This window comes from Neoroseomonas oryzicola (genome assembly GCF_012163135.1).
GTDB classification, from domain to species: domain Bacteria; phylum Pseudomonadota; class Alphaproteobacteria; order Acetobacterales; family Acetobacteraceae; genus Neoroseomonas; species Neoroseomonas oryzicola.
This window is the reverse complement of record NZ_JAAVUP010000003.1, coordinates 376,855-401,623: the sequence shown is the minus strand read 5'-3', so window position 1 is coordinate 401,623 and position 24,769 is coordinate 376,855. Positions and strand designations below refer to the sequence as shown.

Genomic DNA, 24,769 nt, shown 5'->3' with positions numbered 1-24,769 from the left:
GAGGGCGAACGGCGTCACAGGACGGGGCTGAACATGGTCAGTGTGTTCTCCCACAGCCGGCGGGGAATGGACCGCTTCCCCAGGCTCTCGGGCAGGATCTCGGTCGCGTTGCGCAGGTAGTCGTCCTGCCGGTCGCGCACCTGCCGCGCCACCGCCTCGGAGCACAGCAGGATGTTGTTCTCGAAGTTCAGGTCGATGCTGCGCCGGTCCATGTTGGCCGACCCGACCAGGGCCACGGTGCGGTCGGGCACCAGGGTCTTGGCGTGCAGCAGCCCGCCGTGGAACTCGAATATCCGCACCCCGGCCTCGAGCAGCTGCGGGTAGCAGGCGCGGCTGATCGCGCCCACCGCCCAGGAATCGTTGCGCGCCGGCAGGATCAGCCGGGTGTCCACGCCACGCCGCGCGCAGGCCACCACCGCCGCCAGCAGCGGGGTGTCCGGCACGAAATAGGGGGTCGAGATCACCACCTCGCGCTCCGCCGCGCCGAGCAGCGCGATGAACACGTCCGACATCGCCCCCTTCGGCGAATCCGGTCCCGTGCCGAAGGCGATGGCGGGGAAGCCCTGCCCGGACGCCGGCGCGGGGAGCGGCGTGGCGAACAGCCCCGTCAGGTCCTCCCCCGTCTCGGCCATCCAGTCGCTGGCAAACAGCAGCTGGTTCTCCAGCACCACCGGCCCTTCGAAGGACAGCATCACGTCGACCCAGGGGGCGAAGCGCGGCTTCACCCGGAACTCGGGGTCGGCGCAGTTCTGGCTGCCGCAGAAGGTCAGGCGGTTGTCGACGACGACGATCTTGCGGTGGTTGCGCAGGTCGACCCGGTTGCCGAGGAAGGCGATCGCCCCGCGGGCGATCGGCAGCGCGCTCTGCAGCCGCACCCCGGCGGCGTGCATCGCCGCCCAATGCTCCGAGCGCACCAGCGCGCGGGAGCCGAGCCCGTCGGCCATGACGCGGCACGTCACGCCGCGCCGCGCCGCGCGGCGCAGCGCCTCGACCACCTTCAGCCCGTTGGTGTCGGTGAGCCAGATGTAGAAGGAGATGTGGACGCTCTGTTCCGCCCCGTCGATCGCCGCGACCATGGCGTCGATGGCGGCGTTGGAATCCGGCGCGAGGGTCGCCGCATTGCCCGTCACGGCCGGCAGGCCCGAAAGCGCCTCGCACAGGCGGAAGGCCGCGCGGAAGCGGTCCGGGATCGCCTCCCGCGGCGCCACGGCCGGGGCGCAGGCGGCGCGCGCCGGCACCACCAGCCGGTCGGCCGCGGCCAGCGCGCGGTGCCGCAGTCGCCGGGTCAGCCGCGGTTCGCCCACCAGCAGGTAGGCCACGACGCCGAGCACCGGCACCAGCAGCAGCGCCAGCACCCAGGCGGCGCGCGACATCGGGTCCCGCCCGTCCACCAGCAGGGCGCGCAGGATGACCACCAGTTGCACCAGGGCGAAACCGGCGGCGAGGAGCAGGTGCGTCGAGGTCAGCATCGACGCCATCGCTGCCCTGCTTCCGGCCCCTTGTCCACTGTCGCGTGGCGGGGGCACCGGTCGGGCCGCCCGCCGCGCCTAGCGCAGCACCGCGATGGCGTTGTGGCGGATCAGGTCGAAGTCGATCGCGGCACCGAGCCCTGGCTTGTCCGGCGCGCGCACCAGGCCGTTCGCGTCGATCTCGATCTCCTCGAGCATGCCGTATTTCTGCGCCTCCTCTGGCAGCAGCACCTCGAAGAACTCGGTATTCGGGATGCACATGGCGAGGTGGAGGTTCGCCAGGTTGTTCAGCGAATTCCCGCCGTGGTGGATCTCGTAGTTCATGCGGAAGGCCTGGGCGAGGTGCGCCGTCTTCAGGCAGGTGGTCAGCCCGCCCTTCACGGTCACGTCGCCGCGCAGGTAGTCGGTCGCGTGGTTCATCAGCCAGACCGGATAGCTTTCGAGCCCGGTCATCGGATACTCGGTCGCCATGATCGGGATGCGCAGCGTCTGGCGCAGCTTGACGTAGTTGTAGACGTCCTGGTCGTGCAGCGGGTCCTCGTACCAGTAGAAGCCCATCTCCTCGATCGCGCGGCCCACCCGCAATGCGGTGGGGAAGTCGTAGCCCCAGGTGGAATCGAGCATCAGGCGGTAGTCGTCGCCGACCGCGCGGCGCACCGCCTCGCAGGCGGCGATGTCGTCGCGCAGGCGCTGCGGCGGATGGATCTTGTAGGCCGCCCAGCCGGCCTGCTTGATGCGCTGCGCTTCCTCGGCATAGGCGCTCGCCGAGGGCAACACGGCCGAGCTCGCATAGGCCGGGATCGCGTCGCGCACCTTGCCGATCAGCTTCCACACCGGCACGCCGAGTGCCTTGCCGGCGATGTCCCACAGCGCGATGTCGATGGCGCCGACGGCGCGCGTCGTGGTCTGGCGGATGCGGCTCCAGAGTTTCTGGTTGAGCCTTTCGCGCGCAAAGGGATCCTCGCCCAGCATCATCGGCTTCAGCGTGCGGATCAGGGACGCCGCCTCGCTGTCCGCGCCGTTGGTCGCGCTGCCGAGGAAGGCGTGGCCGGTCACGCCTTCATCCGTCTCGATGGCGAGCAGCCCCATCTTGGTCTCGCCGCCGCCGGCGGCATGCGCGCCGTAGCTGATCTTCGGCAGGTTGCTCCAGGTAAACAGCGTCAGCGTGATGTCGGTGATCTTCATGCGTTTCGTCCCCGTGCGGCACCATGACGCTGCAAGCCCCTTGAGCGGTTGTCAAATTGGCCCTACCAATCTGGTGGGACCAATTTGGACGGCCAGGACATGCCGCCAGCACACACGGCGATCTCGGTGCAGCCCGCCCGCGAGGACGAGCGGTCGGACCTCGTCGCGCGCATCCTCGCCTTCGTCGCGGAACGCCGCCTGACCTCGGGCGAGCGCCTGCCCTCGGAGCGCGAACTGGCCGAACGCCTCGAGGTCGGGCGCAACGCGATCCGCGAGGCGATCGCCGTGCTCGAGACCGTGCGGATGGTCGAACGGCGCCCGAACTCCGGCATCTACCTGCGCGCGATGGACCGCGACGGCAGCCTCGATGCGCTGGTGCTGCGGGCCGATCTCGGCGTGCCGCTGGACGAGGCCGAGGTCTCGGAACTGATCGAGCTGCGCCGCATCCTCGAGGTGCAGGGCACCGAGCTCGCCGGCCTGCGCCGCCGGGAGGAAGACCTCGCGCGGATCGACGCCGCGCTCGAAGTCGGGCGCCGGGCCGTCGCGGCGGGCGAGAACTTCGCCACCTGCGATGCGGAATTCCACCTGGCCGTCGCGGCCGCCACGCGCAACAGCGTGCTGCGGCGCGTGGTCAATTCCTTCTACCTGCTCTCGCGCACGCGGCGCTGGCACTACTTCGCCGATGGCCGCCGCGCGCCCGAGGCGCAGCGCCAGCACGAGGCCATGGCCGCCGCGATCCACGCCGGGAATGCCACCGCCGCCGCCGGCCTGATGCGCGCCCATCTGCAATCGGCCGAAGCCTATTGGCACGAATTGCTGCAGCAACGTCTTCCCGGGGGAAAAGCCGCTTCATGAAGGTCACGTCCGTCACCTGCCACCTGCTGCAATCGAAGGTCGAGAAGCCCTTCGTCTCGGCCCGCGGCTGGGTCTACTCCACGCGTTCCTCCTGCATCGTCGAGATCGCGACGGATGCAGGCATCACCGGCTGGGGCGAATGCTACGGCCCGGCGGCGGTGAACAAGGCGCTGATCGAGACGCAATACGCCCCGCGCATCATCGGCCGCGATCCCTTCGACGTGGAGGTGGTGTGGGAGGACCTGTACAACCGCATCAAGGACTATGGCGCGCAGGGCTTCGCCATCACCGCGCTGTCGGGCATCGACATCGCGCTGTGGGACATCATGGGCCGCGCGGTGGGCAAGCCGATCCACAAGCTGATCGGCGGCGCGCACCGCACCGAGGTCATGGCCTATGCCACCGGCCTGTACTTCATCGACATGAACCGCCTGGTCGAGGAAGCGGTGGAGGAAGCCGTCGGCTATGCCGAGCAGGGCTTCCGCGCCATCAAGATGAAGATCGGCCTGGGCGACCCTGCGCTCGACCATCGCCGCGTGAAGGCGGTGCGCGACGCGATCGGGCCGGACGTCAAGCTCGCCGTCGATGCGAACCACTGCTTCACCGTGCCCCAGGCGATCCGCCTCGGCCGCATGATGGAACCGCTCGACCTGCTGTGGTTCGAGGAACCGATCAGCCCCGAGGACCATGACGGCTATGTCGAGGTCACGCGCGCGCTCGACATGGCGGTGGCCGGCGGGGAGAACGACTTCACCCGCTGGGGCTTCCGCGACATCATCGCGAAGAAGGCGATGGACATCGTCCAGCCCGATGTCTGCGCCGCGGGCGGCATCAGCGAATGCCGCAAGATCGCGACGCTGGCCTCCGCGCATGGCGTGGAATGCGTCCCGCATGCCTGGGGCAGCGCGATCGGGCTCGCCGCGACGGTGCAGTTCCTCGCCGCCCTGCCCGACACGCCGCCCGCCTTCCGGCCTATCCCGCCCATGCTGGAATTCGAGCAGACGCCGAACCCGCTGCGCGACGACCTGGCGCAGGAACCGATCCGCCAGGTGAAGGGCATCGTGAAGGTGCCCGACGGTCCCGGCCTCGGCATCGAGGTGAATCGCGAGGTGCTCGCGCGCTGGAAGGTCGGCTGATGCGCGTCGCCCTGACCGATCCGGTCGAGCCCATCGCCGAACGCATCCTGACCGAGGCCGGGCACGAGATCACCCGCCTGTCGGGCTCAGGCCCCGATGCCTTGCGCGCCCTGTGCCGCGACGCCGATGCGGTGATGGTCCGCCAGAAGCTGCCCGACGACCTGCTGGACCACGCGCCCCGTCTGCTGGCAGCGGTGCGGCACGGCGTCGGCGTGGACATGATTCCGGTGGACTCCTGCACGGCGCATGGCGTGCTGGTCGCCAACGTGCCCGGTTCGAACGCCGATGCCGTGGCGGAATTCCTCGTCGCGCAGATGCTCGCCGCCGCACGGCATGTCGAGGCGATGCACGCCGACCACCTCGCCAAGGGTTGGGGGCCGGCGCGCAGCCGTTCCGCGACCGCGACCGAGTTGCGCGGCAAGACGCTCGGCATCCTCGGCGTCGGCGACATCGGCTCGCGGCTCGGGCGCATCGCCGCCCTCGGCTTCGGCATGCGCGTGCTGGGCCACCGGCGGCACGCCGCGGGGCTGCCGGAGCACATCGCCTATGCCGCCCTGCCGGACCTGTTCGCCGAGAGCGACTACATAGCCCTCGCCTGCCCGCTGACGCCGGAAACGCAGGGCATCGTCGATGCCGCGATGCTCGCCCGCATGAAGTCGACCGCCTGGCTGCTGAACGTCTCGCGCGGCCCGGTGGTGCAGGAAGGCCCGCTCGTCGCGGCGCTGCGCGAAGGGCGCATCGGCGGCGCGGCGCTCGACGTCTACTGGGCGCAGCCGCTCGCGACCGACCATCCGCTGCGCGCCCTGCCCAATGTCATCCTGACGCCGCACGCGGCCGGCCTGACCATGGAAAGCGTCGAGACGATGAGCCGCGTCTCGGCGACCGACACCGTGCGCATCCTCGCGGGCCTCCGCCCGCTCAACTTCTTCAACCCCGAGGCCTGGGAAGCGTCGCGCGCCCGTCGCCGCGCGCTCGGCCTGCCGATGCCCGAGGAAGGCAACGCCGCATGAAGATCACCCGCGTCCAGGCCACCTGGTGCCATGTGCCGATCCCCTATGAACGGCAGCACACCAGCGATTTCGGCCGCGTCACCTCCTTCGATTCCGTCATCGTGCGCATCGAGACCGATGCCGGCATCACCGGCTGGGGCGAATGCAAGGCCGGCGTCGGCAGTGCGGCGGCCTGCGCGGGCCTCGCGGCCATTGTGAACCTCGACTACGCGCCGCTGCTGGTCGGCCAGGATCCGCGCGACATCTCCCGCCTGTGGGACGTGATGTACAACACCCCGCGCGAGGGCTACGCGGTGGCCGAAGGCCATGTGCTGCCGCAGCTCGGCCGGCGAGGGCTGTCGATCTCGGCCATCGCGGGCGTGGACGTCGCGCTGTGGGACATCCTCGGCAAGTCGCTTGGCGTGCCGGTGTGGCGGCTGCTCGGCGGCAGGCGCGCCGAACGCATGCCGGCCTATGCCTCGGGCGGCTGGGCGGACGAGGCCAATATCGGCGCGCAGCTCAAGGGCTATTGCGACAAGGCCGGGTTCCGCGCGGTGAAGATGCGCATCGGCGTGATGGACGGATCGCCCGCGCGGTCCGCCGCGCGCGTGCGCGCCGCCCGCAAGGCACTCGGGCCGGATATCAAGCTGATGGCCGACGCCCACGGCACCTGGACCGTCGCCGAGGCCAAGGCCTTCTGCCGCATGGTCGAGGACCAGGACCTGTACTGGTTCGAGGAACCGGTCAGCGCCGACGACAAGCAGGGCCTGGCCGAAGTCCGCCGCAGCAGCGCCGTGCCGATCAGCACCGGCGAGAGCGAGTTCACCCGCCACGATTTCCGCGAGATCGCGGAGCTGCGCGGCGCGGACGTGCTGCAGCCCGACCTCGCCATCGCCGGCGGCCTGACGGAAGGCATGCGCATCGGCGCGATCGCGAGTGCCTTCAACCTGCGCCTCGCGCCGCATCTGTGGTCGGGCGCGCCGGCCTTCGCCGCCGGGCTGCACCTCGCGGCGACGCAATCGGCCGGCTTCATCCTGGAATACTCGCTCGGCCACAACCCGATGCTGCACGACCTGATCGAGGAGGATTTCCCCGTCGAGGATGGCATGGTCGCGATCCCCGATCGCCCCGGCCTCGGCATCACGGTGCGGGAGGCGTTCCTCGAACAGTACGGCCGCACGGCCTGACCCAGGCCCGCAGCGCGGCGGGCCACATCAACCGGGAATGGGAGGACAAGAATGACAGCATCACGGATACGGCGCCTGGGCCTGGCGGCCCTGGCGATCGCGGGGCTCGGGGCCGCGGTGCCGGCTTCGGCGCAGCAGGCCTTCCTGAACCGGGATGTCCGCTTCCTCAACGCCTTCGCGCCAGGCGGAACGTCCGACCTGCTCGGGCGCATCCTGGCCGAGCAGCTGTCGCAGCAGATCGGCCAGCGCGTGGTGGTGGAAAACCGCACCGGCGCCGCGGGCGTGATCGCCACGCAGGAGGCGGCGCGCGCCGCGCCCGACGGCCACACGATCCTGCTGGCGTCCATGGGCATCATGGCGATCACGCCGCAGATGCAGCAGGTGCCCTACAACGTCGACACCGACCTGACGCCGATCGTCAACGTCGCCTCGGTCTACAACATCCTCGTCGCCAATCCGAATGGCGAGATCCGCACCTGGCAGGACCTCGCGCGGATCGGCAAGGAACGCCCGCGCAGCCTGCGCTGCGCGACGGTCGGCCCGGGCTCGAGCCAGCAGCTCTCCTGCGTGCTGTTCATGTCGCTCACCGGCGCGCAGCTGGAACAGGTGCCCTATCGCGGCGGTGCGCCGGCGATCCTCGACATCGTCGCCGGGCGCGTCGACGTGATGTTCGGCAACATGCCCGAATACATGGCGCAGATCCGCGGCGGTGGTCTGCGCGCGGTCGCCTATGGCGCGGCCGAGGCCTCGCCGCTGATGCCGGACCTGCCGGTGATCTCGCGCCAGGGCCTGCCCCAGTTCGTCATCCACAACTGGTTCGGCATCGTCGGACCGGGGCGGATGAGCCCCGAACTGACCGCGCGCTGGAACGAGGAGATCAACAAGGCGATGCAGGCCCCGGACGTCCAGCGCCGCTTCGTCGAGAACGGGCTGCAACGGCTGGGCGGCACGCAGCAGGATTTCGTGCGCCAGATCATGGCCGACCGCGCGACCTGGGGCGAGGTGATCCGCGCGCACGACATCCGCCCGGAATAGGCGTGGGGGCGGGCGCTTCGCGGAGCGCCCGCCACCCCGTCAGCGACGCTCCCCGGCGCCGGCCGGGGAGGTGCCGAACAGCAGCCCCCACACCCGTTCCATGCCGATCGCGTTCGCGATGATGCGGAAGGCGCAGAAGGGCAGCATCGCGACGAAGAAGCTGGTCGCGGAGAAGAGCAGGCCCAGCGCGCCGCCGCCGCCGATCGCCGGCACGCTCGCCGACAGCGCTTCGCCGTGGATCCAGCCGCCGATCACATGTTCCAGCACGTGCATGGCGATGAACAGGATCGCGAGGATCAGGGATTCGAGCACGATCGGCCAGATCAGCGGTGTCGGCTTGATGCGGTGGCCAAGCCGCAGGCTCTCCACCACCAGCGCGACCTTGCCCAGCACCAGCGCGTTCACAAACGCGAAGCCATGGGGCCACAGCGCGACGTCGCCATGCGTCCGCAGGGCAATCTCCTCATGCATGGTGAACATGCCGAGCAGCACCCAGATGTAGAGGAAGGAGATCATGAAGCGGCGGAATTCATCCACCACGAACTCCTTCGCCTTGCCGAGCCTGTCATGGCCCGCCGCGCCGCCCTCGCTCATTACCCGCGATCTCCCCTGATGCGTGTCGTCGAAATCCGTTCCCCAAGGCTGTAGGCCGGCATGCCGAAAGCGGCGCTGCAGCGCCGCCCTGGCCAACGTCTTCGGGTGGAGGCCAAGGATCGCGCCCTTTGGCGTGGTAACGCAACCGGCATGCGGCAATCCGATCGCGGGGCGCGAGGGCCAGGCGCAGCGCCGCCGACGCGGGTCTTGGGCGGGAAGGTCACCCGCCCGGCCAGTCCGGTGAGCTCCCCCGGGCAACGTCGAGGTGCCGCAGGATGGCGTGACGCCAGGTGCCGCGGTGCGTCCCGCTCTGGCCGCGGGTTGCTGGCGGGAGCCTCTCAGCCCGGGCGCGCGCCCGTCGCATGACGGGCAGCGGCGAGGATCCGGTCGGACAGCGCCGCATCATCGACGGCCCGGGACAGGATCAGGGCGCCGACCAGCGTCGCGACCACGGCCAACGCCTCATCCTCGCGCTGCGGGGATGCGCGGCCGGGCAGGAGGTTCCCGATCCGGGCCGCCATGCGCCGCACGCCGGCCGTGAAGCTGTCGCGCACCGGCGCGTCCTGCCGCCGCACCTCGCTGCCGAGGGCGGCGAGCACGCAGCCCGCGCCCGCCGCGTCGCGGTGCCGGGGCGAGAGATAGCCGCCGACGAACTCCGCGAGGGTGCCCGCCTGCGAGGTCCCCGCGTCATTGCCGGCCGCCGCCCGCGCGACGGCCTCGGCCGCCAGACGCTCCTTCGACCCGAAATGACTGTAGAGGCTGCCATGCGTCATGCCGGCGGCCTCGGCCAGCGCATCGACGCCGGTGCCTGCGATTCCGCGTTCGCGGAACAGGCTTGCCGCCGCGTCCAGGATCCGCTCGCGGTTCGCTGCCGCCTGTTCCTTGGAGACCCTCATCACCGCCCATCCAGCGCATGGCGACGCATTGCCGCTTGACTCTTTTAATGACGAGCGCAATTTATGTCAATCATGGCGATCGTAATCAAACGGTCGCTCCTCTCACGAGATAGACATGACCTCCCCTGCTCCCGCCACCGCCCTCATCACCGGCGCCTCCTCCGGCATCGGCGCCACCTATGCCGACCGCCTGGCCAGGCGCGGCCACGACCTCGTCCTGGTGGCGCGCGACGTCACGCGGCTCGAGGCGCTGGCGAACCGGCTGCGCGCCTCGACGGGCGTCAGGGTCGAAGTGTTCCCCGCGGATCTGGCGCGGCCGGAGGATGTGCTGCGCGTCGCCGGACGGATCGGCGGCGACCCCGCGATCGGGATGCTGGTGAACAATGCCGGCATGGCCGTCTCCGGCCCGGTCGCGGCCGCCGATCCGGCGAAGCTCGCGGCCATGGTGCAGCTGAACGTCGCCGCCGCCTCGCAGCTCGCCGTCGCCGCCGCGCAGGCCTTCGCCGCCCGCGGCAGCGGGACCATCGTCAACCTCGCCTCGGTGCTCGCCCTCGCGCCCGAGCTCTTCAACGGCGTCTACAACGCGACCAAGGCCTTCATGCTGGTGCTGAGCCAGTCGCTGCAGCACGAGCTCGCCGGCAGCGGCGTGCGCGTGCAGGCGGTGCTGCCCGGCGCCACGCGGACCGAGATCTGGTCCCGCGCCGGCGTCGACGTAGCCACCTTCCCCGAGAGCTTCGTGATGGGCGTGGAGGAGATGGTCGATGCCGCCCTCGCGGGCCTCGACCAGGGCGAGCAGGTCACCCTCCCGGCCCTGCCCGAAGCTGCGGACTGGGCGGCATTCGAGGCTGCGCGCCTCGCGCTGCAGCCGAACCTGTCCCGTGATCGCCCGGCGGCGCGCTACCGCCCGCAGGACGTCGCGGCCTGACGCCGCCCCCGGTCGGCCGTCTGGCTCCTGGCGAGGCGCCAAAAGCAGAACCGCCGGATCGGCGCGAGCCGACCCGGCGGTCCGATACGCCTTGCGGCGAAGGGTGGCTCAGCCGCGGGCGGGCGGCACCGCGGCGGGCGGCGGCGGGGCCGGGGCCGGGGCGGGCGGCGGGGGCTGCTGCTGCGCGCAGGCGGCGACGAGCGCGAGCGCGGCCAGCATGGCCGCATTCCGGACAACCTTGGGGGCGCTGAGCATTGGACTCTCCATAACCAGAACACTCATGGACAGAAGCGACATCGAAGGGCAAATCTCGCCGAAGAGTCAAACGTTCAGTTGCATGGACCAGTAGAGGACGAGGCGTGGAACGGCTACGTGCGCCGGCAGGACTGGAACCCGACCGGCACCAGGTATCGCGGCGCGGCTTCGCGGGCGGAACGATGGTGCTGGCCGCGGCGACCGCGCTCGGCGCCTGCAGCGCGGATCGCGGGCCGGAACCCGTCGCCGCGCGGGCACCAGGGGGCGACGCACCCTTCGCCGCGCTTCGCGACAGCGGGGCCCAGGTCGTCGTCGCCGGCGAGAAGCTCGACACCGCGCTGCTGTGGCGCTTCTACGAACGACACGACTTCGCGCGCGTCTGGGCGAACCGGCCCGCCCAGGCCGAGGCTCTGGCGAATGCCGTGCTGCGCGCCGGCGACCATGGCCTCGATCCGGAGCTCTTCCACGGCAGCCTGCTGCAGCGGCGGGACACCTTCCCGCCGCTCCGCCGCGAATTGCTGGTGACGCACGCCGCCCTCACCTATGCCAAGGCGCTGGCCTTCGGCGCCGTTCCCCCCGACCGCCGCAAAGCCAGCGAGGCGCTGACGCCCGACCCGCTCGACGTGACGGAGGTCCTCGACGCAGGCATCGCCCGCCGCGATCCCGTCGCGGCGATCGAGGCGCTGGCCCCCGCGACGCCGACCTACCGGTCGCTGCGCGAGGCCCTGCGGCGCAACCGCCCCGGTGTCCCCGCCGCGCGCCTGCGGCAGGTCGAGGTGAACCTCGAGCGCCAGCGCTGGCTGCCGCGCGCGCTGCCGCCCGACCGCGTCTGGGTCGACGTCACGGACCAGCGCCTGACGCTGTATCGCGCCCAGCAGCCGGTCTTCTCGACACGCGTCATCGTCGGCGAGCCGGTCGAGCGCAAGCAGAGCCCCGAGCTCCGCGCCCTCATCGAAGCCAGCTTCTTCAACCCGCCCTGGGTCATCCCGAGGGACATCGTCGAGGCCGACATCCTGCCCAGGATCGGCCGCGAGCCGGACTACCTCGAGCGCAACAACATGGTGCTGCGGCCGAATGGCGAGGTGGAGCAGCGCCCCGGGCCCGATGCGGGTCTCGGGGTGGTGATGTTCGACATGCCGAACCGCTTCGACGTCTACCTGCACGACACGCCGGACAAGCACCTGTTCAGCCGCGACAACCGCCGCATCAGCAACGGGTGCATCCGCGTGCAGAACCCGCTGGAATTCGCCGCCCTGCTGATGCGCCAGCCGGTCGAGAGCTTCGAGCCGGTGCTCGCGACCGGGCGCACGACGCGCCGGAAGCTGCCCGCGCCCATGCCGGTCTTCCTGGTCTACCAGACCGCCGCCGCCGGGGCCGGCGGGGCGGTCGAGTTCCGCCCGGATTTCTACAACCGCGATGCGGATCTCTGGCAGCAGCTGCAGAAGCGCCCGCAGCCGCGCAGCGTGCAGGCGCGCGCGGAGCGCCAGGGCGCCGCACGGGCGGACGGGTAGCGTCCGAGGCCCTCGCCACGCGCCGGCCGCATCCGGGCGGGTGAGGCGGCGGGTTCGCACGGCGCCGTCGGCGCAACCGCGTCGGCGGTCCGCCACCGGGCAGGATCGGCCGTGGAGGATGCGCCGGAGGCGCTCCATGCTCTCATCCGGCGGGCACACCGGGCCGATCCGGTAGCGAGGCCGCCGTCTCCCGATAAGCGAGGCGCAGAGCGCCTAACCGCGCCGCGCCCGGGATCAGGCCCGGTCGACGAGACCTGGACGAAGGGCTGCGCCAAGCATGCGCCGCCCGCGGACCACGCGCTTCCTTCGCGGCGCCTCGCCTGTGCGGAGGCGCCGTCGTCTCATCCGATCGCCGCCACGTCGACCCGCCAGGTCCCACTCCCGCCATACCGCGCCACGACGTCCGGCTCCCCGATCGCGACCAGGTGCAGCCAGCCATTCTCGAACAGCGCCCGCACCTGCGGGTGGCGGCCGAGGATGGCGTCGATCGCCTCGCGCGGGGCGGCGACCACCACCGTCAGGCGCAGCGGTTCGTGGGCGAAGCCTTCCCCGTCATGCACGGACTGCCAGGGCAGGCCGGTGCGCAGCGCGCCGCCATTGCCTTCCAGGACACCGATGCCGCCGGTGACGTTGTGCAGCAGCTTGTTGCCGCCGCCGAAGGCCTCGGGTGCGACGACCGACCCGTAGTATTGCAGGCTGATCCAGCTCGCGACGACGACCGGCGCGGTCAGGATCAGCTCGAGCACGCGGAACCCCTCATCCGCCCGCCAGTCGTAGTCGTGCAGGAAGGCCCGCCCGCCGAGGTCGCGCCCCACGGTCATGGCGCGCGGCGCGGCGATGAAGGCGCGGCAGCCGGCGAGGCCCCATTCGGGCCGCGTCTCCGCCCAGTCGCGCCCGCGCCGGGCAACGGCCTTCCCGGTCGCGGCCCGCGGCAGCCGCAGCGCCCGTTCCGCCCGCGCCAGCGCCGCCGCGCGCGCGAGCCACGCCCGCGCCTGCCGCAGCGGCGCCTCGTGCGCGGCAGAGGCATGGTCCCCGGCGAAGACCGTCACCTCGTCGCTCGTCGTGTCGTGCAGCCCGGCGACGAAAAGCGTGTCCTCCGGAATGACGATGCCCTTCGCCGCGAGCCCCTGCCGCACCTCGGCCTCGTTCAGCAGCGCGGCGAGCAGCCTTGCGCTGACATCGCCCTGGTGCCCGCCGCAGGCGCCGCATTGCAGCGCGCTCGCATGGGGATTGTTCGTCACCCTCGCGCCGTGGCCGGCCAACAGGACGAGCGGCGCGAAGCCCTCGGTCAGCGACATGGCGCGCAGCACCGCCTCGGCAGTCGCGACCCGCGTCGCCGCCGGCAGCGCGCCGTCGAAGCGCGGCGCCGGCATGGCCTTCGCCGCGCGGCGAAGGCCGAAGGACTCCCGCAGCAGCGTCCAGCCATGCAGTAGCCCCGCCGATTCGACGAAGGCGAAGGAGGACACCGCCGCCTGGCTGAACCGCCCCCAGGCGCGCTTCGCCCGCGCCGTGATGCGCGCGCGCTCCGCCCCCTTGTCGCCCGGCACCGCGTCGCAGCTCATCAGGCCCGGGCGCAGCAGCACCGGCAGCCGGTTCTCGACCACGTCCGAGGCGAAGGGCCGGTGCGCCACCGGCAGGCCGAAGAAGCCCGCGAAGCCCTGGGTGCGGATGCCGGGGTCGAGGGATTCCAGCGCCCGGCGCAGCACCTCGGACCGCACGTCGATGCAGAAGGCCGCCTGCAGGGCGGGACGCGCCGGCGCGGCCACGACGGGCGCCGTCCCGACGGCGGCGAGCACCTCCCGCTGCGCCGCATGGTCCGCCGCCGCCTGGAGAATGGCGTCGATCGCGTCCTCCGCGGTCGGCAGCACGGGCTCGGCATGGGCGGCGAGCACCTCCCGCCACCGCGCCTCGATCGCCGGCGCGTGGCGGGCGTAGAGCGCCTCCTCCCAGACCAGCCGCACGGCCAGCAGCCCGGCGAGCGTGCCATCGGTCCCGCCGGCGAGTTCCGCCTCGAAGCCGCGCTGCCGGGCGAGCTGCGCCCAGCCGCCCAGCGTCATCAGCAGCCGGTGCAGCAGCGTCCCCAGCGCCGCCTCCGGCACGCCCAGCGCATCGAGCGCGCGGCCGGTCGCGGCCTCGGCCGCCTGCGGGGCCGCGGCGACATGGGCGCAGAAGCCGGACAGGCCGAGGATCTCGGGCGTCAGGTCGCGCAGCGCCGTCGCCCGCCAGGAGGCATAGAGCGAACCGCGGTCCTGCATCGGCCACAGCGCCTGGCCCGCATCGAACCAGCCCCCGGCGAAGGCACCGAGCCGCTCGGCGATGATGCCGGGCCAGTCGGTGCCGGTCGCCTCGGCGACGAGGTCGGCGACAGTGGGCAGCGCGACGGGCGGGGCGACGGGCGCGGCGAGCGCCTCGCGCAGCGCGGCGACATCCGCCGGGCGATGCGCCTCGGGCGCGGCGGCGAGTGCGGCGGCGAGGTCCGCCTCGGTGATCGCGCCGGAGGCGATGCGCCCCGCATACCAGGCGCGCGGCATGGTGGCGCGCAGCCCGCCGACGCGCCGCAGCCGCGCCGCGGTCGTGGCGAGGTCCTCGGCCGCCTGGCCGAGGAAGGGGTTGACCGCGACCGTGGCGGCCAGCGGCCAGGCCGGCGGAATGGCGCGCTCGGCCTGCATCAACGCGGCGGCGAGCACCGGCGGGGCGGAGGCGGTCTGATGGGTGTCGAAGGGCATCATCGGCCTCCTCTCAGGCGGCGTTGCGCAGCGACCAGCCCCGCAGGAGCCGGTCGGTCAGGGCGTTGACGTAGAGGCCATTGGCCAGGTGCACGCGCAGGCCGGCAGCGGCCGGGTGCTGCGCCCAGAGCGGGAAGGTCGCCTGCGCGAAGGCCGTCAGCCCGAAGCCGAGCACCGCGAGCACGATCAGCACCCATTCGAGCGCGCCGGGCGTGGGCGCCGGCGGCAGGATGCCGGCGGTCAGCGCCTCGGCCGCGCGCTGCAGGGCGAAGTAGCCCACCGCCGCCGCAGCCGCGGCGATCGAGGTGCGCAGCGCGAGCGGCCCCGGCGCCGCATCCGCGAAGCCCTGGGCGAGCAGATAGGCGACGCCGAGCACGAGGATGGCGCCGAGCGCGATCGCCTGCGGCGACTTGCCGTCGAAGCCGAAGGCGGCGCCGATCAGTGCATAGAGCGCGAGCGCCGCGAGGAAGGCCCGCCCGACCGCGCGCCCGCCGGGCACCGCGACCGGCCCGGGGCGCGGGATCGCCGCGACCTTCGCCACCGCCCCGCCCGCCGCGAGGAAGGCATGCGCCTTGTAGAGCGAGTGGGCGAGGATGTGCAGCAGCGCGAGCGGGAACAGCGCGAGCCCGCATTGCAGGATCATGAAGCCCATCTGCGCGATGGTGGACCAGGCGAGCGCCGTCTTGACCGCCGGCTGCGTCAGCATCACCAGCCCCGCGAACAGCGCGGTGAAGCCGCCGATCATCGCGAGCGCGGCGAGCACGCCGGGTGCGGCCAGCATCACGTCGGCAAAGCGGATCAGCAGGAAGCCGCCGGCATTGATCAGCCCGGCATGGAGCAGGGCGGAGACCGGTGTCGGCGTCTCCATCACCTCGGTCAGCCAGCCATGGGTGGGGAACTGCGCCGACTTCAGCAGCGCGGCGATGGCGAGCAGGGCCGCCGCGCCGGCCGCCGCGACGGGCGCCTGGCCGGCCCGCGCGCCCTCGAGGATCGCGCCGATATCGGCGGTGCCGAAGCCGAGGCCGAGCAGCAGCGCCGCCGCGGCGAGCGCGACATCGCCGGTCCGCGCGAAGATCGCCTTCTTGCGCGCCGCCCGCCGGGCCGCCGGCCGGTCCGGATAGAACAGCAGGAGCCGCTGCAGCCCGAGCCCCGCGCCGATCCAGGCCAGGACGAGCAGCACCAGGTTGCCCGCCTGCACCAGCAGCAACGCGGCGGCGAGCGTCAGGCAGAGCCAGCCGGTGAAGACGCCCTGCCGCGCCTCCCCGTCGAGGTAGGTCGCCGCGTAGCGCACCACCACCCAGCCGACGAAGGCGACCAGCAGCAGCATCGCCGCCGAGACCGCGTCGATGCGCGCCAGCCCCAGCGGGGCGCTGCCCGGCCCGGCGAGAAGCAGGACGCCGAGGCTCGCCACCGCCACGCCCAGCGCGGCGAGGGCGGCGAGGCCGGCGGCACGCAGGCTCGCAGCCGGCCGCAGGCCGGGGCCGCGGAGGGCGACCAGCGCCGCGGCGGCCAGCGCCAGCGGGGCGAGGAGGGGCAGGAGATGGCTCGGCATCGGCGTCGGGCGCTCCGTCGGGCTTGGGACGGGCGCCGGATAGCAATCGCCGATATTGCAAGAAATGACATTGTTTCTATCATATCGTTCACATGGATCGAACAATATGCCCGAGCTGAACTACCACCACCTGCGCTACTTCCACGCCGTCGCGCATGAGGGGAACCTCACCCGCGCCGCGGCGCGGCTGAACCTCGCGCCCTCGGCGCTGTCGGCGCAGATCCGCACGCTCGAGGACCGCCTGGGTCAGCCGCTGTTCGAGCGCAGCGGCCGGCGGTTGGTGCTGACGGAGGCCGGGCGCATCGCGCTCGCCCATGCGGATGCGATCTTCGCGGCGGGGGAGGAACTGGTCGCGACCCTGCAGGAGACGCGCCGCGCCCAGCGCATCCTGCGCGTCGGCGCGCTCGCGACACTGTCGCGCAACTTCCAGCTGGCCTTCCTGCGTCCCGTGCTGGGCCGGCCGGATGTCGAGGTGATCCTGCGATCGGGCGGCATGGCGGAACTGCTGCGCGCCCTCGCCGACCTCGAGCTCGACGCGGTACTGACCAGCGAGGCGCCGGCGGCCGGCGGCTTCGTCGCGCACCGGCTGGCCGAGGAGCCCGTCAGCCTGGTCGGCCGCCCCGCGCTCCTGGCCGGGCGCGCGAGCCTCGCCGAACGGCTCGCCGCCGCGCCGCTGATCCTGCCGACGCCGGACAGCGGCCTGCGCGCGGGCTTCGAGGCGCTGCGCGAGCGGCTCGGCGTCACGCTGCTGATCGCGGCGGAGGTGGACGACATGGCGATGATGCGGCTGCTCGCGCGCGAAGGCGTTGGCCTCGCGGTGCTGCCGCCGATCGTCGTGCGCGACGAGCTCGCCTCGGGCGAATTGCAGGAAGCCGAGCGCCTGCCCGGGCTGGTCCAGCCCTTCCATGCCGTGACCGTCGCGCGGCGATTCCCAAACCCGCTGTTGCGGGAACTGCTGCGGGGCGAGGTGATGGTGCGGTGAGGATGGGCGGCGGTGGCGGCGCGCGCGACCGCTTCGCGCTGATCCTCCCGGTGCGGATCCTGGCGGCGTTGCGCTTCGGCTTCGGCAGGCCGGACCGAGATGTCGGTGCCCGATGCGCTGGCCGACCGTCTCTTCTTCCATCGCGGCATGTCCTGGGCGCGCTTTCGCAAGGTGGGGACCGGTGATGATGGCGACCATGGGCAGCACCGCACCGCTTCGCCGATTGGATGCCAGCGACGCTGCAGGAACCCCGGCCGGTGATCCTGGCCATGAACTTCATCACGCTGCTGATCGGCGGCCGCCGGATCTCGCGCCGATCGTCGTCCCCCCGACCGCCGGCCACGCCGCGCTCCCGGCATCGTTACGTCGACGTTGCCGATGCCCCGGCCTTCAATGCAGACTGCCAAGGCGGGCAGGGCCCACGGGAGGAAACCAATGAACACAGTCAAGGACGCCCTGGCCCAGAAGCGGGGCGCTCTGATTCACGTGCGTTCGGACGAGATGGTCGTCGAGGCCCTGCTCAAGATGCGCGACAACCGTGTCCGGTCGGTGCTGGTCATCGACGAGGGCGTCCTGGTCGGAATCATCACCCAGGGCGACTGCGCCATCAAAGTGCTGCTGCCCGGCCTGGATGCGAAGCAGACGCCGGTGCGCCAGGTGATGACGGCCAACCCGGTGACGGTCCAGCCGGACGACCGGCTGGAAGGCTGCATGACGATGATGGCTGCGCGCGGCTTTCGGCATCTGCCGGTTGTGGACGCAGGCAAGGTCGTGGGCGTGATCTCGATCGGAGATGTCGTCAAGGAGATCATCCGGTATCTGGAGCGCAACGTGGGCGACCTGATGGGCTACATCCTGACGGACAGCCCCGGCGGCTGAACGACGAAGGGCGGTGCCGTCGCCGGCGCCATCCTGTGCCCCGCCAAGCCTGGCGTCATTCTGGCCGGGTCCCGCTCAGGACCGGCTCTTGGTGGGCGCCGGCGCGGACTGTCCCGCTGGCAAGGTGATGCGGCTCGCTCCGGTCAGGTGCTGCGACCGTGCGCGCCGCGCGGACGGGACCAGCTCGCGACGCACGACGCCCCCAGCTTGACGGGACTCTCGAACGGGCGCGTGACCCGCCGATCCGCAGGCTCCTGTGGGCATCATGCGCAGGGAGGCGACGCGGCGACCTCGAGAGAGGGACCGGCGACGTCGCCGCGCTGCACTCCGCACCGTGACATGGAACTTGGCCGTCGCGCCGGCGTCAGGGCTCGGCAGGTCCCACCGCGTCTGCAGCGCCCCGCGCTCGACCTGGCCGTCGAAGCCGATGATGCCGATCTGCGCGCAGACCGTGTCAGGCAGCAGGATGATCGCACCCTTCGCCTGTCCCGCCGATCGATGCAGTACGGCGCCCTCGTCCGACAGGGCGGCATGGGTGCCCAGCGTCAGGCAGCCGGCGCCGCGGTTTCCCGAAGCGCCTCGCTTCGCTAGAAGTCGCCATGGACAACAGCATGGCGACCAGGCCCTACAGCAAGCTGAAGGGCGACCCCTATCGGGCGTATGAGGAGCTCCCGCTCGAGGTTCGCCGCGCCTTGCAGGAAGCCTTGGTGGACTGGTGTCCCCTGCGCGCCCGCGAATGGCACATTCACCTGCTGCGTGAGCGGCGGCTGCGGCCGGCGCAGATCACCTCCTTGCTCGTCCAGACCATCCGCAGACACGATCACGCCGAGGTCTCTGCCTTCGCAAAGACATGGCCGAGAGGCCCGAAGGCCTATCCGCACCTCGCTGCCGGCGCGACGCTCCAGCGTAATGTCGGGACCGACGGAATCCCGGCAGCCGAGCCGGTTCACGTCGCCCCGAAGGAAAAGCGGTCCAAGGCAGCGGGCAAGCGGAAGGCAGGCAAGCGGAAAGCAGGGCGTTCCGCCCGGCGCTGATCCAGGGCCGGCTGCCACGCGGCCACATGCCGGCGTGATGCAGCGCAACCCAGCCGATCCACGCGCAGGCCGGGCAGGCCAGAGGCCCGCGCTTCTCCCGCCCCGGCTCGGTCGCATGGCCGCCGCGCAGGCGGTTCGCGCCATCGTCAGCGGTGTCGAAGGGGTCATCCGCCACGGCGATCCGCGTCGACCAGGGCAGCGAGTTCGTGTCACGCGAGTTGGATTTGTGGGCCTACCAGCGCGGGGTGACGCTCGATTTATCGTGGCCCGGCAAGCCGACGGACAACGCGTTCATCGAGAGCCTGAACGGGAAGTTCCGGGCGGAATGCCTGAATGCGCACTGGTTCATGAGCCTCGATGACGCACGGGCAAAGTGCGAGGCTTGGCGTAGAGACTACAACGAGGTTCGACCGCACAGCGGGATCGGCAACATGCCGCCGGCCAGCCTGGTGAAATCGGTCAGCGCCATGCGGCCCACGCCGACCGAATAGCGCTGGAAGAAGCCCGCCAGGGCGGTCCAAGGATGGGTAGCAGGCCAGATTGAGAAAAGGCTCTGCCCATGAACGAGCGCAATTCTGGGGCAGGGCCACCAGGGGCCTGCTGGAGCAGATGCCGGCGCCGCGCGAGGCGATCGCGCTCGGGACCAGGACGGCGCCCGGATCGCCCTGCGCATCGCCACGGCGGGGCCGCGACCACCGTCGACGAGACCATGATCGCGGCCCGGACCAGGGCCGCGCGCAGTGCCGTCAGGCGTGAAGGCCTGGTGCCTCCTGACCCGTGCGCGCGACGTATTCGGTGTAGCCGCCGTCATACCGGTGCACGCCGTCCGGCGTCAGTTCCAGGACGCGGTTGGACAGGGCCGCCAGGAAGTGCCGGTCGTGCGAGACGAAGAGCATCGTGCCTTCGTACTGCGCCAGCGCCGCGACCAGCATCTCCTTCGTCGCCATGTCCAGGTGGTTCGTGGGCTCATCGAGCACGAGGAAGTTCGGCGGATCATAGAGCATCTTCGCCATCACGAGGCGTGCCTTCTCCCCACCGGACAGCACCCGGCAGCGCTTCTCGACGTCATCGCCGGAGAAGCCGAAGCAGCCCGCCAGCGTGCGCAGCGATCCCTGGCCGGCCAGCGGGAAGTCGCTTTCCAGCGCCTGGAGCACGGTGAGGTCTCCGTCCAGCAACTCCATCGCGTGCTGCGCGAAGTAGCCCATCTGGACGCTACCACCCACGGATACCGTTCCCTCGTCCGGCTGCGCCACGCCGGCAATCAGTTTCAGCAAGGTGGACTTCCCGGCGCCGTTGACGCCGAGCACGCACCAGCGCTCGCGCCGACGCACCATGAAGTCCAGCCCGGCATAGATCGTGCGCGTGCCATAGCGCTTGTGGACCTGGCGGAGGTTCACGACGTCCTCTCCGGAGCGCGGCGCCGGGGGGAAGTCGAAGGAGACGGTCTGTCGCCGCTTCGGGGGCTCGACGCGCTCGATCTTGTCGAGCTTCTTCACGCGGCTCTGGACCTGGGCCGCGTGCGAGGCCCGCGCCTTGAACCGCTCGATGAAGCTGATCTCCTTCGCCAGCATGGCCTGCTGCCGCTCGAACTGCGCCTGCTGCTGCTTTTCGTTCAGCGCCCGCTGCTGCTCGTAGAACGCATAGTCACCGGAGTAGGTGGTCAGGGCACCGCCATCGATCTCGATGATCTTCCGGACCACGCGATTCATGAATTCGCGGTCGTGCGAGGTCATGAGCAGCGCGCCCTCGTAGCCCGCCAGGAACTGCTCGAGCCAGATGAGGCTCTCGAGGTCCAGGTGGTTGCTCGGCTCGTCGAGCAGCATGACGTCGGGCCGCATGAGAAGGATGCGGGCCAGCGCCACGCGCATCTTCCAGCCACCGGACAGGGCGCCGACGTCGCCGTCCATCATCTCCTGGCTGAAGCCCAGGCCGGCCAGAACCTCCCGGGCACGTCCATCCAGTGCGTAGCCGCCGAGTTCCTCGAAGCGGGACTGCACTTCGCCGAAGCGCTCGATGAGGCTGTCCATGTCGTCGGCGCGTTCCGGGTCCGCCAGGGCGGTCTCGAGCGCCGCAAGCTCCGCAGCCACGGCACTGACCGGGCCGGCGCCGTCCAACACCTCGGCCACGACCGGGCGCCCGGCCATTTCGCCGACGTCCTGGCTGAAGAAGCCGATGGTGACGCCCCGATCCACGAGGACCTGGCCCTCATCCGCGGCGTCCTGCCCGGTGATCAGTCGAAAGAGGGTCGTCTTGCCCGCACCATTGGGGCCGACGAGACCGATCTTCTCTCCCTTCTGCAGCGCCGCCGAGGCTTCCACGAAGAGGATTTGTCGTCCGTTCTGCTTGCTGACGTTGTCGAGGCGGATCATGGGGCGTGGAAGGCTCGTAACTGTGGCGGCGGCCTTATGGCATGAGAACCTGCCGAATGCAGGTCCGACCCGCGCCTGAAGTCTGCCCCGGACCGCGCCAGCAGGAAGGTGCCCGTGCAGCTGGCCCCGATCCAGGCGCCGGCCGCCCACTGGTCCCGCAGCCGGGCATACGACCGGTGGCTGCACACCGGCGACATCGCCACCATGGACGCGGATGGCTACGCAACCATCGTCGATCGCAAGAAGCACATGATCCGGACCGCCGGCTTCAACGTCTGTCCGGCGGAGCTGGAGCGCGTGCTCCGCATGCATCCGGCCGTCGCCCTCGCTGCGGTGGGCGGCATCCCGGACGCAGCCAAGGGTGAGCTCGCCACGGCCCATGTCATCCGGCGTGCCGGCGCGACAGTCACCGCGAACGAGCTGATTGCGCATTGCCGCGAGTGCCTGGCGGCCTGCAAGGTCCCCCGCGCGTTGCAGTTCGAGGAAGCCGTCCCGATGGCGGCGTCGGTGAAGATTATGCGGCGCATGCTGGCGGCCATCGATGATGGCAGCGGGCTGCCGCTCTGCGAGGGGATCCGTCATCCGACCAGGATGGCCGCCGCGGGGCTCCGCCGAGCAGCGCTCCTGGCAGCGCTGCCACTCATCGACGCGAATTACCTGATGCAGCGCCGGCGGCCCGAGAAAACGGAGGATGCCCGGCTGGCTACAACCGGCCCGCGCCGGGTTTCGCGCGGCTCAAATGGCGTCCCGCGGGGATGCGCGAGCCAGTTGCCGCCAACTGGACCATCAGGCGAGGGCCGACAATGTGAACCGCCACCTGCGCCCAGCGCTTCTGGGCGCCAATCGAACCACAGTCGGAACTACGCGGCTGAGCCTTCGCAAGGCGAGGCAACTGCGTCAGCCCTCCCCACACCGAACAGGGCCGCCGGATTGGCGGAGGACATTCGACGAATTTCCGCCTCGGAGAAACCCTCGCTCTCAACGAGCATGAGAAACTCCCGGAACGCCTCGACGGGCGGCGGAAGCAGATAGACGCCGGCGTCCGTGGACAGGATGGCGCGGTCGCCCGCGGCGCGCAGTCGGGGCGTATAGTCCTGGATCACGCTGCTCGCGGCGATCTTGTGCTTCTCCTCATCCACATGCGTCAGCCCGACCTGCGTCGCATGGGTCAGCACGAAGAAGGAAAACTCGGCATAGCCGCCCAGCGCCACGATCGCGGCAATCGCATCGGGCGCGTAGCGCGTGCAGTGCGTGCGCAGGCGCGTGACGCCGCGGCGCCTTGCCTCCTCGGCCAGGGCCACCGCCTCATGCGCCGCGACGTGGCCGCAGTCGAACACGACATCCTTCGCCGCGCACAGATCCATGATCGCGGGTACGGGATCGGGCACCTTGCCGCTGTCGGGGACCGAGAAGGTCGTCTCGAGGAAGGCAGGGCTTCGGCCCTCGCGCGTCGCGACGTGGCGCGTGTGGTGCGTCGGAAGGCTGACGAACCGCGCGCCGGTGCCGGGACCATACCCGTAGCCGATGGCCGTCCTTGCGGCTTCCAGCGTCACCCCGCCCGCGGTCGGCTGCATGATCAGGCCGCCGAACGCTTCCACGCCCAGATGGCCGAGCTCGTCATTCGCCAGCGCCGCGAGACCGGATGTGTTCTGGAAATTGCACATGATGCCGATGGCGCGCATGCCCGCGGCGGCGGCCTGGCGCACGGCGTCGAACACGTTCACCGACCGCCCGCTCAGATGCGGTGCGCAATGAACGTGGCAGTCGATGGCACCCTTCAGGAGATGCGTACCGGGGGGGACGAACGGCATGGCGATGATGCTCCTCAGGCCTTGGCGCGACGGCCCAGGCGCGCTTCCAGCCTTTCGCCGAGGCGCTTGGTGGGCCAGCAGATCAGGAAGTAGACGACCAGGATGGTGCCGAAGCACAGCAGCGCGGAGAAGCCGCGCGTGTTCAGGATCTTGGCCGCGTAGGTCAGTTCCAGCACCCCGATCTGCGATGCGATCGAGGTGGATTTGATGAAGCCCACCGCATAACCGAACAGGGGCGGCAGCGCGACACGCCAGGATTGCGGCGCGACCACGCGCGTCAGCACCCGCCAACGGGAGAAGTTCATCGCCTCCGCCGCGTCCCATTGCGGCGCGGGCACGGATTCGATGCCGGCGCGCGCGATCTCGGCGGCGAAGGCCGCGGCCGAGAGGACCACCGTCACCAGCGCGACGGTGAACAGCGAGGCCTGCGCACCCGAGAGCTGGAAGGCGAAGAACACGCACATCAGCTTCACCAGGAAGGGGATGCGGCGGAAGATCTCGACATAGGCGGTGGCGGCGATGCGCAGCGGCAGCACGCCGTACAGCCGCGGATGCCGCCCGATCGCGAGGCCGAAGCCGATGACGAAGCCGATCCCCGCGCCGAGGTATGAGAGCAGCAGCGTGTTGACCAGCGCCTCGCCCAGGAACAGCAGGTTCCAGGGACCGAAGAAGCGCGGCGCGTCCTCGATGACCTGTTCCCACATCAGAGGATGCGCGCCTTCACGCGGAACAGCCAACGCCCGAGCAGCGCCAGCGCCATCGAGCAGGCCAGCGTCAGCACCACGTAGATCACGGCGGTGATCGAGAAGACCTCGAGCGACCGGAAGGTCAGCGAGTTGACGTTGTAGGCGCGCCCGGTCAGTTCCTCGACCGCGAAGATGGCAGCGATCGACGTCGTCATCACCTGGATGATGAACTGGTTGGACAGCGGCGGGTACAACGCCTTCGCGATATGCGGAAGGATCACGTACCAGACCATCTGCGGCACGGAAAAGCCCATCGCGGTCGCGGCGTCGATCTCCTCCCGCCGCAGCGACTGGAAGCCGGCCCGCTGGATCTCCGTGAGATACGCCCCCGCGTTCAGCGACATGCCGATCGCGACGGCGGCGTAGGGCGACAGCAGGATCCCCGCATCCGGCAATACGAAGAAGATGAAGAAGATCTGCACCAGCAGCGGCGTGTTGATGAAGAAGGTGACGTAGCCCTGCACAGCCAGCCGCGCCGGTCGCGGCCCGAAATGCAGCACCGAGGCATTCACCAGCCCAATCGCCCAGCCCGCCAGGAAGGAGATCACCGCGAGTTGCAGGGTCAGCGCCGCGCCCCCCAGCAGATAGGGGATATGCGGCGTGACCTGCGACCAGATGAGGCTGTAGTTCACC

20 protein-coding genes and 2 pseudogenes are annotated in these 24,769 nt (G+C 71.0%); 12 read left to right on the top strand and 10 right to left on the bottom strand.

Going from position 1 to position 24,769, the window contains the following annotated elements; translation table 11 throughout:
- Positions 1 to 14 precede the first annotated feature (14 nt).
- Complete coding sequence (gene cls / locus GWK15_RS13440; protein WP_168041839.1) at positions 15 to 1,478, bottom strand: cardiolipin synthase; 1,464 nt, start codon at positions 1,476 to 1,478, stop codon at positions 15 to 17.
- Positions 1,479 to 1,547: 69 nt separating this feature from the next.
- Positions 1,548 to 2,654, bottom strand: coding sequence for an enolase C-terminal domain-like protein (locus GWK15_RS13435; protein WP_168041838.1), 1,107 nt, complete (start codon positions 2,652 to 2,654; stop codon positions 1,548 to 1,550).
- 99 nt (positions 2,655 to 2,753) lie between these two features.
- Here GWK15_RS13435 and GWK15_RS13430 point away from each other — a divergent pair, with 99 nt between their 5' ends.
- Genes GWK15_RS13430 through GWK15_RS13410 form a run of 5 tightly spaced genes read left to right on the top strand, consistent with a single transcriptional unit; the run spans position 2,754 to position 7,856 of the window.
- The gene (locus GWK15_RS13430; RefSeq protein WP_168041837.1) at positions 2,754 to 3,509 is read left to right on the top strand and encodes a FadR/GntR family transcriptional regulator; all 756 of its coding nucleotides are present in this window, start codon (positions 2,754 to 2,756) and stop codon (positions 3,507 to 3,509) included.
- Positions 3,506 to 4,645: a mandelate racemase/muconate lactonizing enzyme family protein gene (locus tag GWK15_RS13425; RefSeq protein WP_168041836.1), complete on the top strand. Its 1,140-nt coding sequence runs from the start codon at positions 3,506 to 3,508 to the stop codon at positions 4,643 to 4,645. Before GWK15_RS13430 ends, GWK15_RS13425 begins: the two co-directional genes overlap by 4 nt.
- Positions 4,645 to 5,655 carry a hydroxyacid dehydrogenase gene (locus tag GWK15_RS13420; RefSeq protein WP_168041835.1) on the top strand — a complete coding sequence of 337 codons (1,011 nt, stop codon included), beginning with the start codon at positions 4,645 to 4,647 and terminating at the stop codon, positions 5,653 to 5,655. The genes GWK15_RS13425 and GWK15_RS13420 overlap by 1 nt, the downstream gene beginning before the upstream one ends.
- Positions 5,652 to 6,821, top strand: coding sequence for a mandelate racemase/muconate lactonizing enzyme family protein (locus tag GWK15_RS13415; protein ID WP_168041834.1), 1,170 nt, complete (start codon positions 5,652 to 5,654; stop codon positions 6,819 to 6,821). The genes GWK15_RS13420 and GWK15_RS13415 overlap by 4 nt, the downstream gene beginning before the upstream one ends.
- A 51-nt stretch (positions 6,822 to 6,872) precedes the next feature.
- Positions 6,873 to 7,856 carry a Bug family tripartite tricarboxylate transporter substrate binding protein gene (locus GWK15_RS13410; protein ID WP_168041833.1) on the top strand — a complete coding sequence of 328 codons (984 nt, stop codon included), beginning with the start codon at positions 6,873 to 6,875 and terminating at the stop codon, positions 7,854 to 7,856.
- Positions 7,857 to 7,895: 39 nt separating this feature from the next.
- On the opposite strand, the gene GWK15_RS13405 is transcribed toward GWK15_RS13410, so the two are convergent.
- Both GWK15_RS13405 and GWK15_RS13400 read right to left on the bottom strand, forming a co-directional pair.
- Positions 7,896 to 8,450: a hypothetical protein gene (locus tag GWK15_RS13405; RefSeq protein ID WP_168041832.1), complete on the bottom strand. Its 555-nt coding sequence runs from the start codon at positions 8,448 to 8,450 to the stop codon at positions 7,896 to 7,898.
- 338 nt (positions 8,451 to 8,788) lie between these two features.
- The gene (locus GWK15_RS13400) at positions 8,789 to 9,346 is read right to left on the bottom strand and encodes a TetR/AcrR family transcriptional regulator (protein WP_168041831.1); all 558 of its coding nucleotides are present in this window, start codon (positions 9,344 to 9,346) and stop codon (positions 8,789 to 8,791) included.
- A gap of 115 nt (positions 9,347 to 9,461) precedes the next feature.
- Here GWK15_RS13400 and GWK15_RS13395 point away from each other — a divergent pair, with 115 nt between their 5' ends.
- Both GWK15_RS13395 and GWK15_RS13390 read left to right on the top strand, forming a co-directional pair.
- On the top strand, positions 9,462 to 10,271 hold the full coding sequence (locus GWK15_RS13395; protein WP_168041830.1) for an SDR family NAD(P)-dependent oxidoreductase: 810 nt from the start codon (positions 9,462 to 9,464) through the stop codon (positions 10,269 to 10,271).
- 359 nt (positions 10,272 to 10,630) lie between these two features.
- Positions 10,631 to 12,037, top strand: coding sequence for a L,D-transpeptidase scaffold domain-containing protein (locus GWK15_RS13390; protein WP_168041829.1), 1,407 nt, complete (start codon positions 10,631 to 10,633; stop codon positions 12,035 to 12,037).
- Between the two features lie 341 nt (positions 12,038 to 12,378).
- Here GWK15_RS13390 and GWK15_RS13385 read toward each other — a convergent pair whose 3' ends face one another.
- Together GWK15_RS13385 and GWK15_RS13380 are read right to left on the bottom strand one after the other, a co-directional pair.
- Positions 12,379 to 14,763 (bottom strand): YbcC family protein, encoded by a 2,385-nt coding sequence (locus GWK15_RS13385; protein ID WP_168042111.1) that lies wholly within the window; start codon positions 14,761 to 14,763, stop codon positions 12,379 to 12,381.
- 13 nt (positions 14,764 to 14,776) lie between these two features.
- Entirely contained in the window at positions 14,777 to 16,315 is a 1,539-nt protein-coding gene (locus GWK15_RS13380; protein ID WP_168041828.1) for a proton-conducting transporter transmembrane domain-containing protein, read from the bottom strand.
- A 106-nt stretch (positions 16,316 to 16,421) separates the two neighbouring features.
- Here GWK15_RS13380 and GWK15_RS13375 point away from each other — a divergent pair, with 106 nt between their 5' ends.
- From GWK15_RS13375 to GWK15_RS13360, 4 genes and pseudogenes are all read left to right on the top strand, one after another.
- On the top strand, positions 16,422 to 17,297 hold the full coding sequence (locus GWK15_RS13375; RefSeq protein WP_168041827.1) for a LysR family transcriptional regulator: 876 nt from the start codon (positions 16,422 to 16,424) through the stop codon (positions 17,295 to 17,297).
- A 435-nt stretch (positions 17,298 to 17,732) separates the two neighbouring features.
- The gene (locus tag GWK15_RS13370; RefSeq protein ID WP_168041826.1) at positions 17,733 to 18,176 is read left to right on the top strand and encodes a CBS domain-containing protein; all 444 of its coding nucleotides are present in this window, start codon (positions 17,733 to 17,735) and stop codon (positions 18,174 to 18,176) included.
- 599 nt (positions 18,177 to 18,775) lie between these two features.
- Entirely contained in the window at positions 18,776 to 19,210 is a 435-nt protein-coding gene (locus tag GWK15_RS13365; protein ID WP_168041825.1) for a DUF6525 family protein, read from the top strand.
- Positions 19,211 to 19,389: 179 nt separating this feature from the next.
- Positions 19,390 to 19,701: pseudogene (locus GWK15_RS13360) on the top strand (integrase core domain-containing protein); the annotation flags it as partial.
- Between the two features lie 255 nt (positions 19,702 to 19,956).
- Here the strand turns inward: GWK15_RS13360 and GWK15_RS13355 are convergent.
- A complete protein-coding gene (locus GWK15_RS13355) occupies positions 19,957 to 21,579 on the bottom strand; it encodes an ABC-F family ATP-binding cassette domain-containing protein (protein WP_168041824.1) in 1,623 nt (540 codons plus the stop codon).
- A 204-nt stretch (positions 21,580 to 21,783) separates the two neighbouring features.
- On the opposite strand from GWK15_RS13355, the pseudogene GWK15_RS26695 reads away from it, so the two are divergent.
- A pseudogene (locus tag GWK15_RS26695) lies at positions 21,784 to 22,080 on the top strand (AMP-binding enzyme); the annotation flags it as partial.
- A gap of 359 nt (positions 22,081 to 22,439) precedes the next feature.
- Here GWK15_RS26695 and GWK15_RS25975 read toward each other — a convergent pair.
- Genes GWK15_RS25975 through GWK15_RS13340 form a run of 3 tightly spaced genes read right to left on the bottom strand, consistent with a single transcriptional unit; the run spans position 22,440 to position 24,768 of the window.
- A complete protein-coding gene (locus tag GWK15_RS25975) occupies positions 22,440 to 23,390 on the bottom strand; it encodes a DUF6282 family protein (protein ID WP_245211627.1) in 951 nt (316 codons plus the stop codon).
- Between the two features lie 14 nt (positions 23,391 to 23,404).
- Entirely contained in the window at positions 23,405 to 24,094 is a 690-nt protein-coding gene (locus tag GWK15_RS13345; protein WP_168041823.1) for an amino acid ABC transporter permease, read from the bottom strand.
- Positions 24,094 to 24,768, bottom strand: a complete 675-nt coding sequence (locus GWK15_RS13340; RefSeq protein ID WP_168041822.1) for an ABC transporter permease subunit — start codon at positions 24,766 to 24,768, stop codon at positions 24,094 to 24,096. Before GWK15_RS13340 ends, GWK15_RS13345 begins: the two co-directional genes overlap by 1 nt.
- Between the last annotated feature and the right edge of the window lies 1 nt (position 24,769).

Excerpts from the sequence above, each read along its gene's own strand:
- cls (WP_168041839.1), bottom strand. The coding sequence starts at position 1,478 with ATGGCGTCGATGCTGACCTCGACGCACCTGCTCCTCGCCGCCGGTTTC.
- GWK15_RS13435 (WP_168041838.1), bottom strand. The coding sequence starts at position 2,654 with ATGAAGATCACCGACATCACGCTGACGCTGTTTACCTGGAGCAACCTG.
- GWK15_RS13430 (WP_168041837.1), top strand. The coding sequence starts at position 2,754 with ATGCCGCCAGCACACACGGCGATCTCGGTGCAGCCCGCCCGCGAGGAC.
- GWK15_RS13425 (WP_168041836.1), top strand. The coding sequence starts at position 3,506 with ATGAAGGTCACGTCCGTCACCTGCCACCTGCTGCAATCGAAGGTCGAG.
- GWK15_RS13420 (WP_168041835.1), top strand. The coding sequence starts at position 4,645 with ATGCGCGTCGCCCTGACCGATCCGGTCGAGCCCATCGCCGAACGCATC.
- GWK15_RS13415 (WP_168041834.1), top strand. The coding sequence starts at position 5,652 with ATGAAGATCACCCGCGTCCAGGCCACCTGGTGCCATGTGCCGATCCCC.
- GWK15_RS13410 (WP_168041833.1), top strand. The coding sequence starts at position 6,873 with ATGACAGCATCACGGATACGGCGCCTGGGCCTGGCGGCCCTGGCGATC.
- GWK15_RS13405 (WP_168041832.1), bottom strand. The coding sequence starts at position 8,450 with ATGAGCGAGGGCGGCGCGGCGGGCCATGACAGGCTCGGCAAGGCGAAG.
- GWK15_RS13400 (WP_168041831.1), bottom strand. The coding sequence starts at position 9,346 with ATGAGGGTCTCCAAGGAACAGGCGGCAGCGAACCGCGAGCGGATCCTG.
- GWK15_RS13395 (WP_168041830.1), top strand. The coding sequence starts at position 9,462 with ATGACCTCCCCTGCTCCCGCCACCGCCCTCATCACCGGCGCCTCCTCC.
- GWK15_RS13385 (WP_168042111.1), bottom strand. The coding sequence starts at position 14,763 with ATGCCCTTCGACACCCATCAGACCGCCTCCGCCCCGCCGGTGCTCGCC.
- GWK15_RS13380 (WP_168041828.1), bottom strand. The coding sequence starts at position 16,315 with ATGCCGAGCCATCTCCTGCCCCTCCTCGCCCCGCTGGCGCTGGCCGCC.
- GWK15_RS13375 (WP_168041827.1), top strand. The coding sequence starts at position 16,422 with ATGCCCGAGCTGAACTACCACCACCTGCGCTACTTCCACGCCGTCGCG.
- GWK15_RS13370 (WP_168041826.1), top strand. The coding sequence starts at position 17,733 with ATGAACACAGTCAAGGACGCCCTGGCCCAGAAGCGGGGCGCTCTGATT.
- GWK15_RS13365 (WP_168041825.1), top strand. The coding sequence starts at position 18,776 with ATGGACAACAGCATGGCGACCAGGCCCTACAGCAAGCTGAAGGGCGAC.
- GWK15_RS13355 (WP_168041824.1), bottom strand. The coding sequence starts at position 21,579 with ATGATCCGCCTCGACAACGTCAGCAAGCAGAACGGACGACAAATCCTC.
- GWK15_RS25975 (WP_245211627.1), bottom strand. The coding sequence starts at position 23,390 with ATGCCGTTCGTCCCCCCCGGTACGCATCTCCTGAAGGGTGCCATCGAC.
- GWK15_RS13345 (WP_168041823.1), bottom strand. The coding sequence starts at position 24,094 with ATGTGGGAACAGGTCATCGAGGACGCGCCGCGCTTCTTCGGTCCCTGG.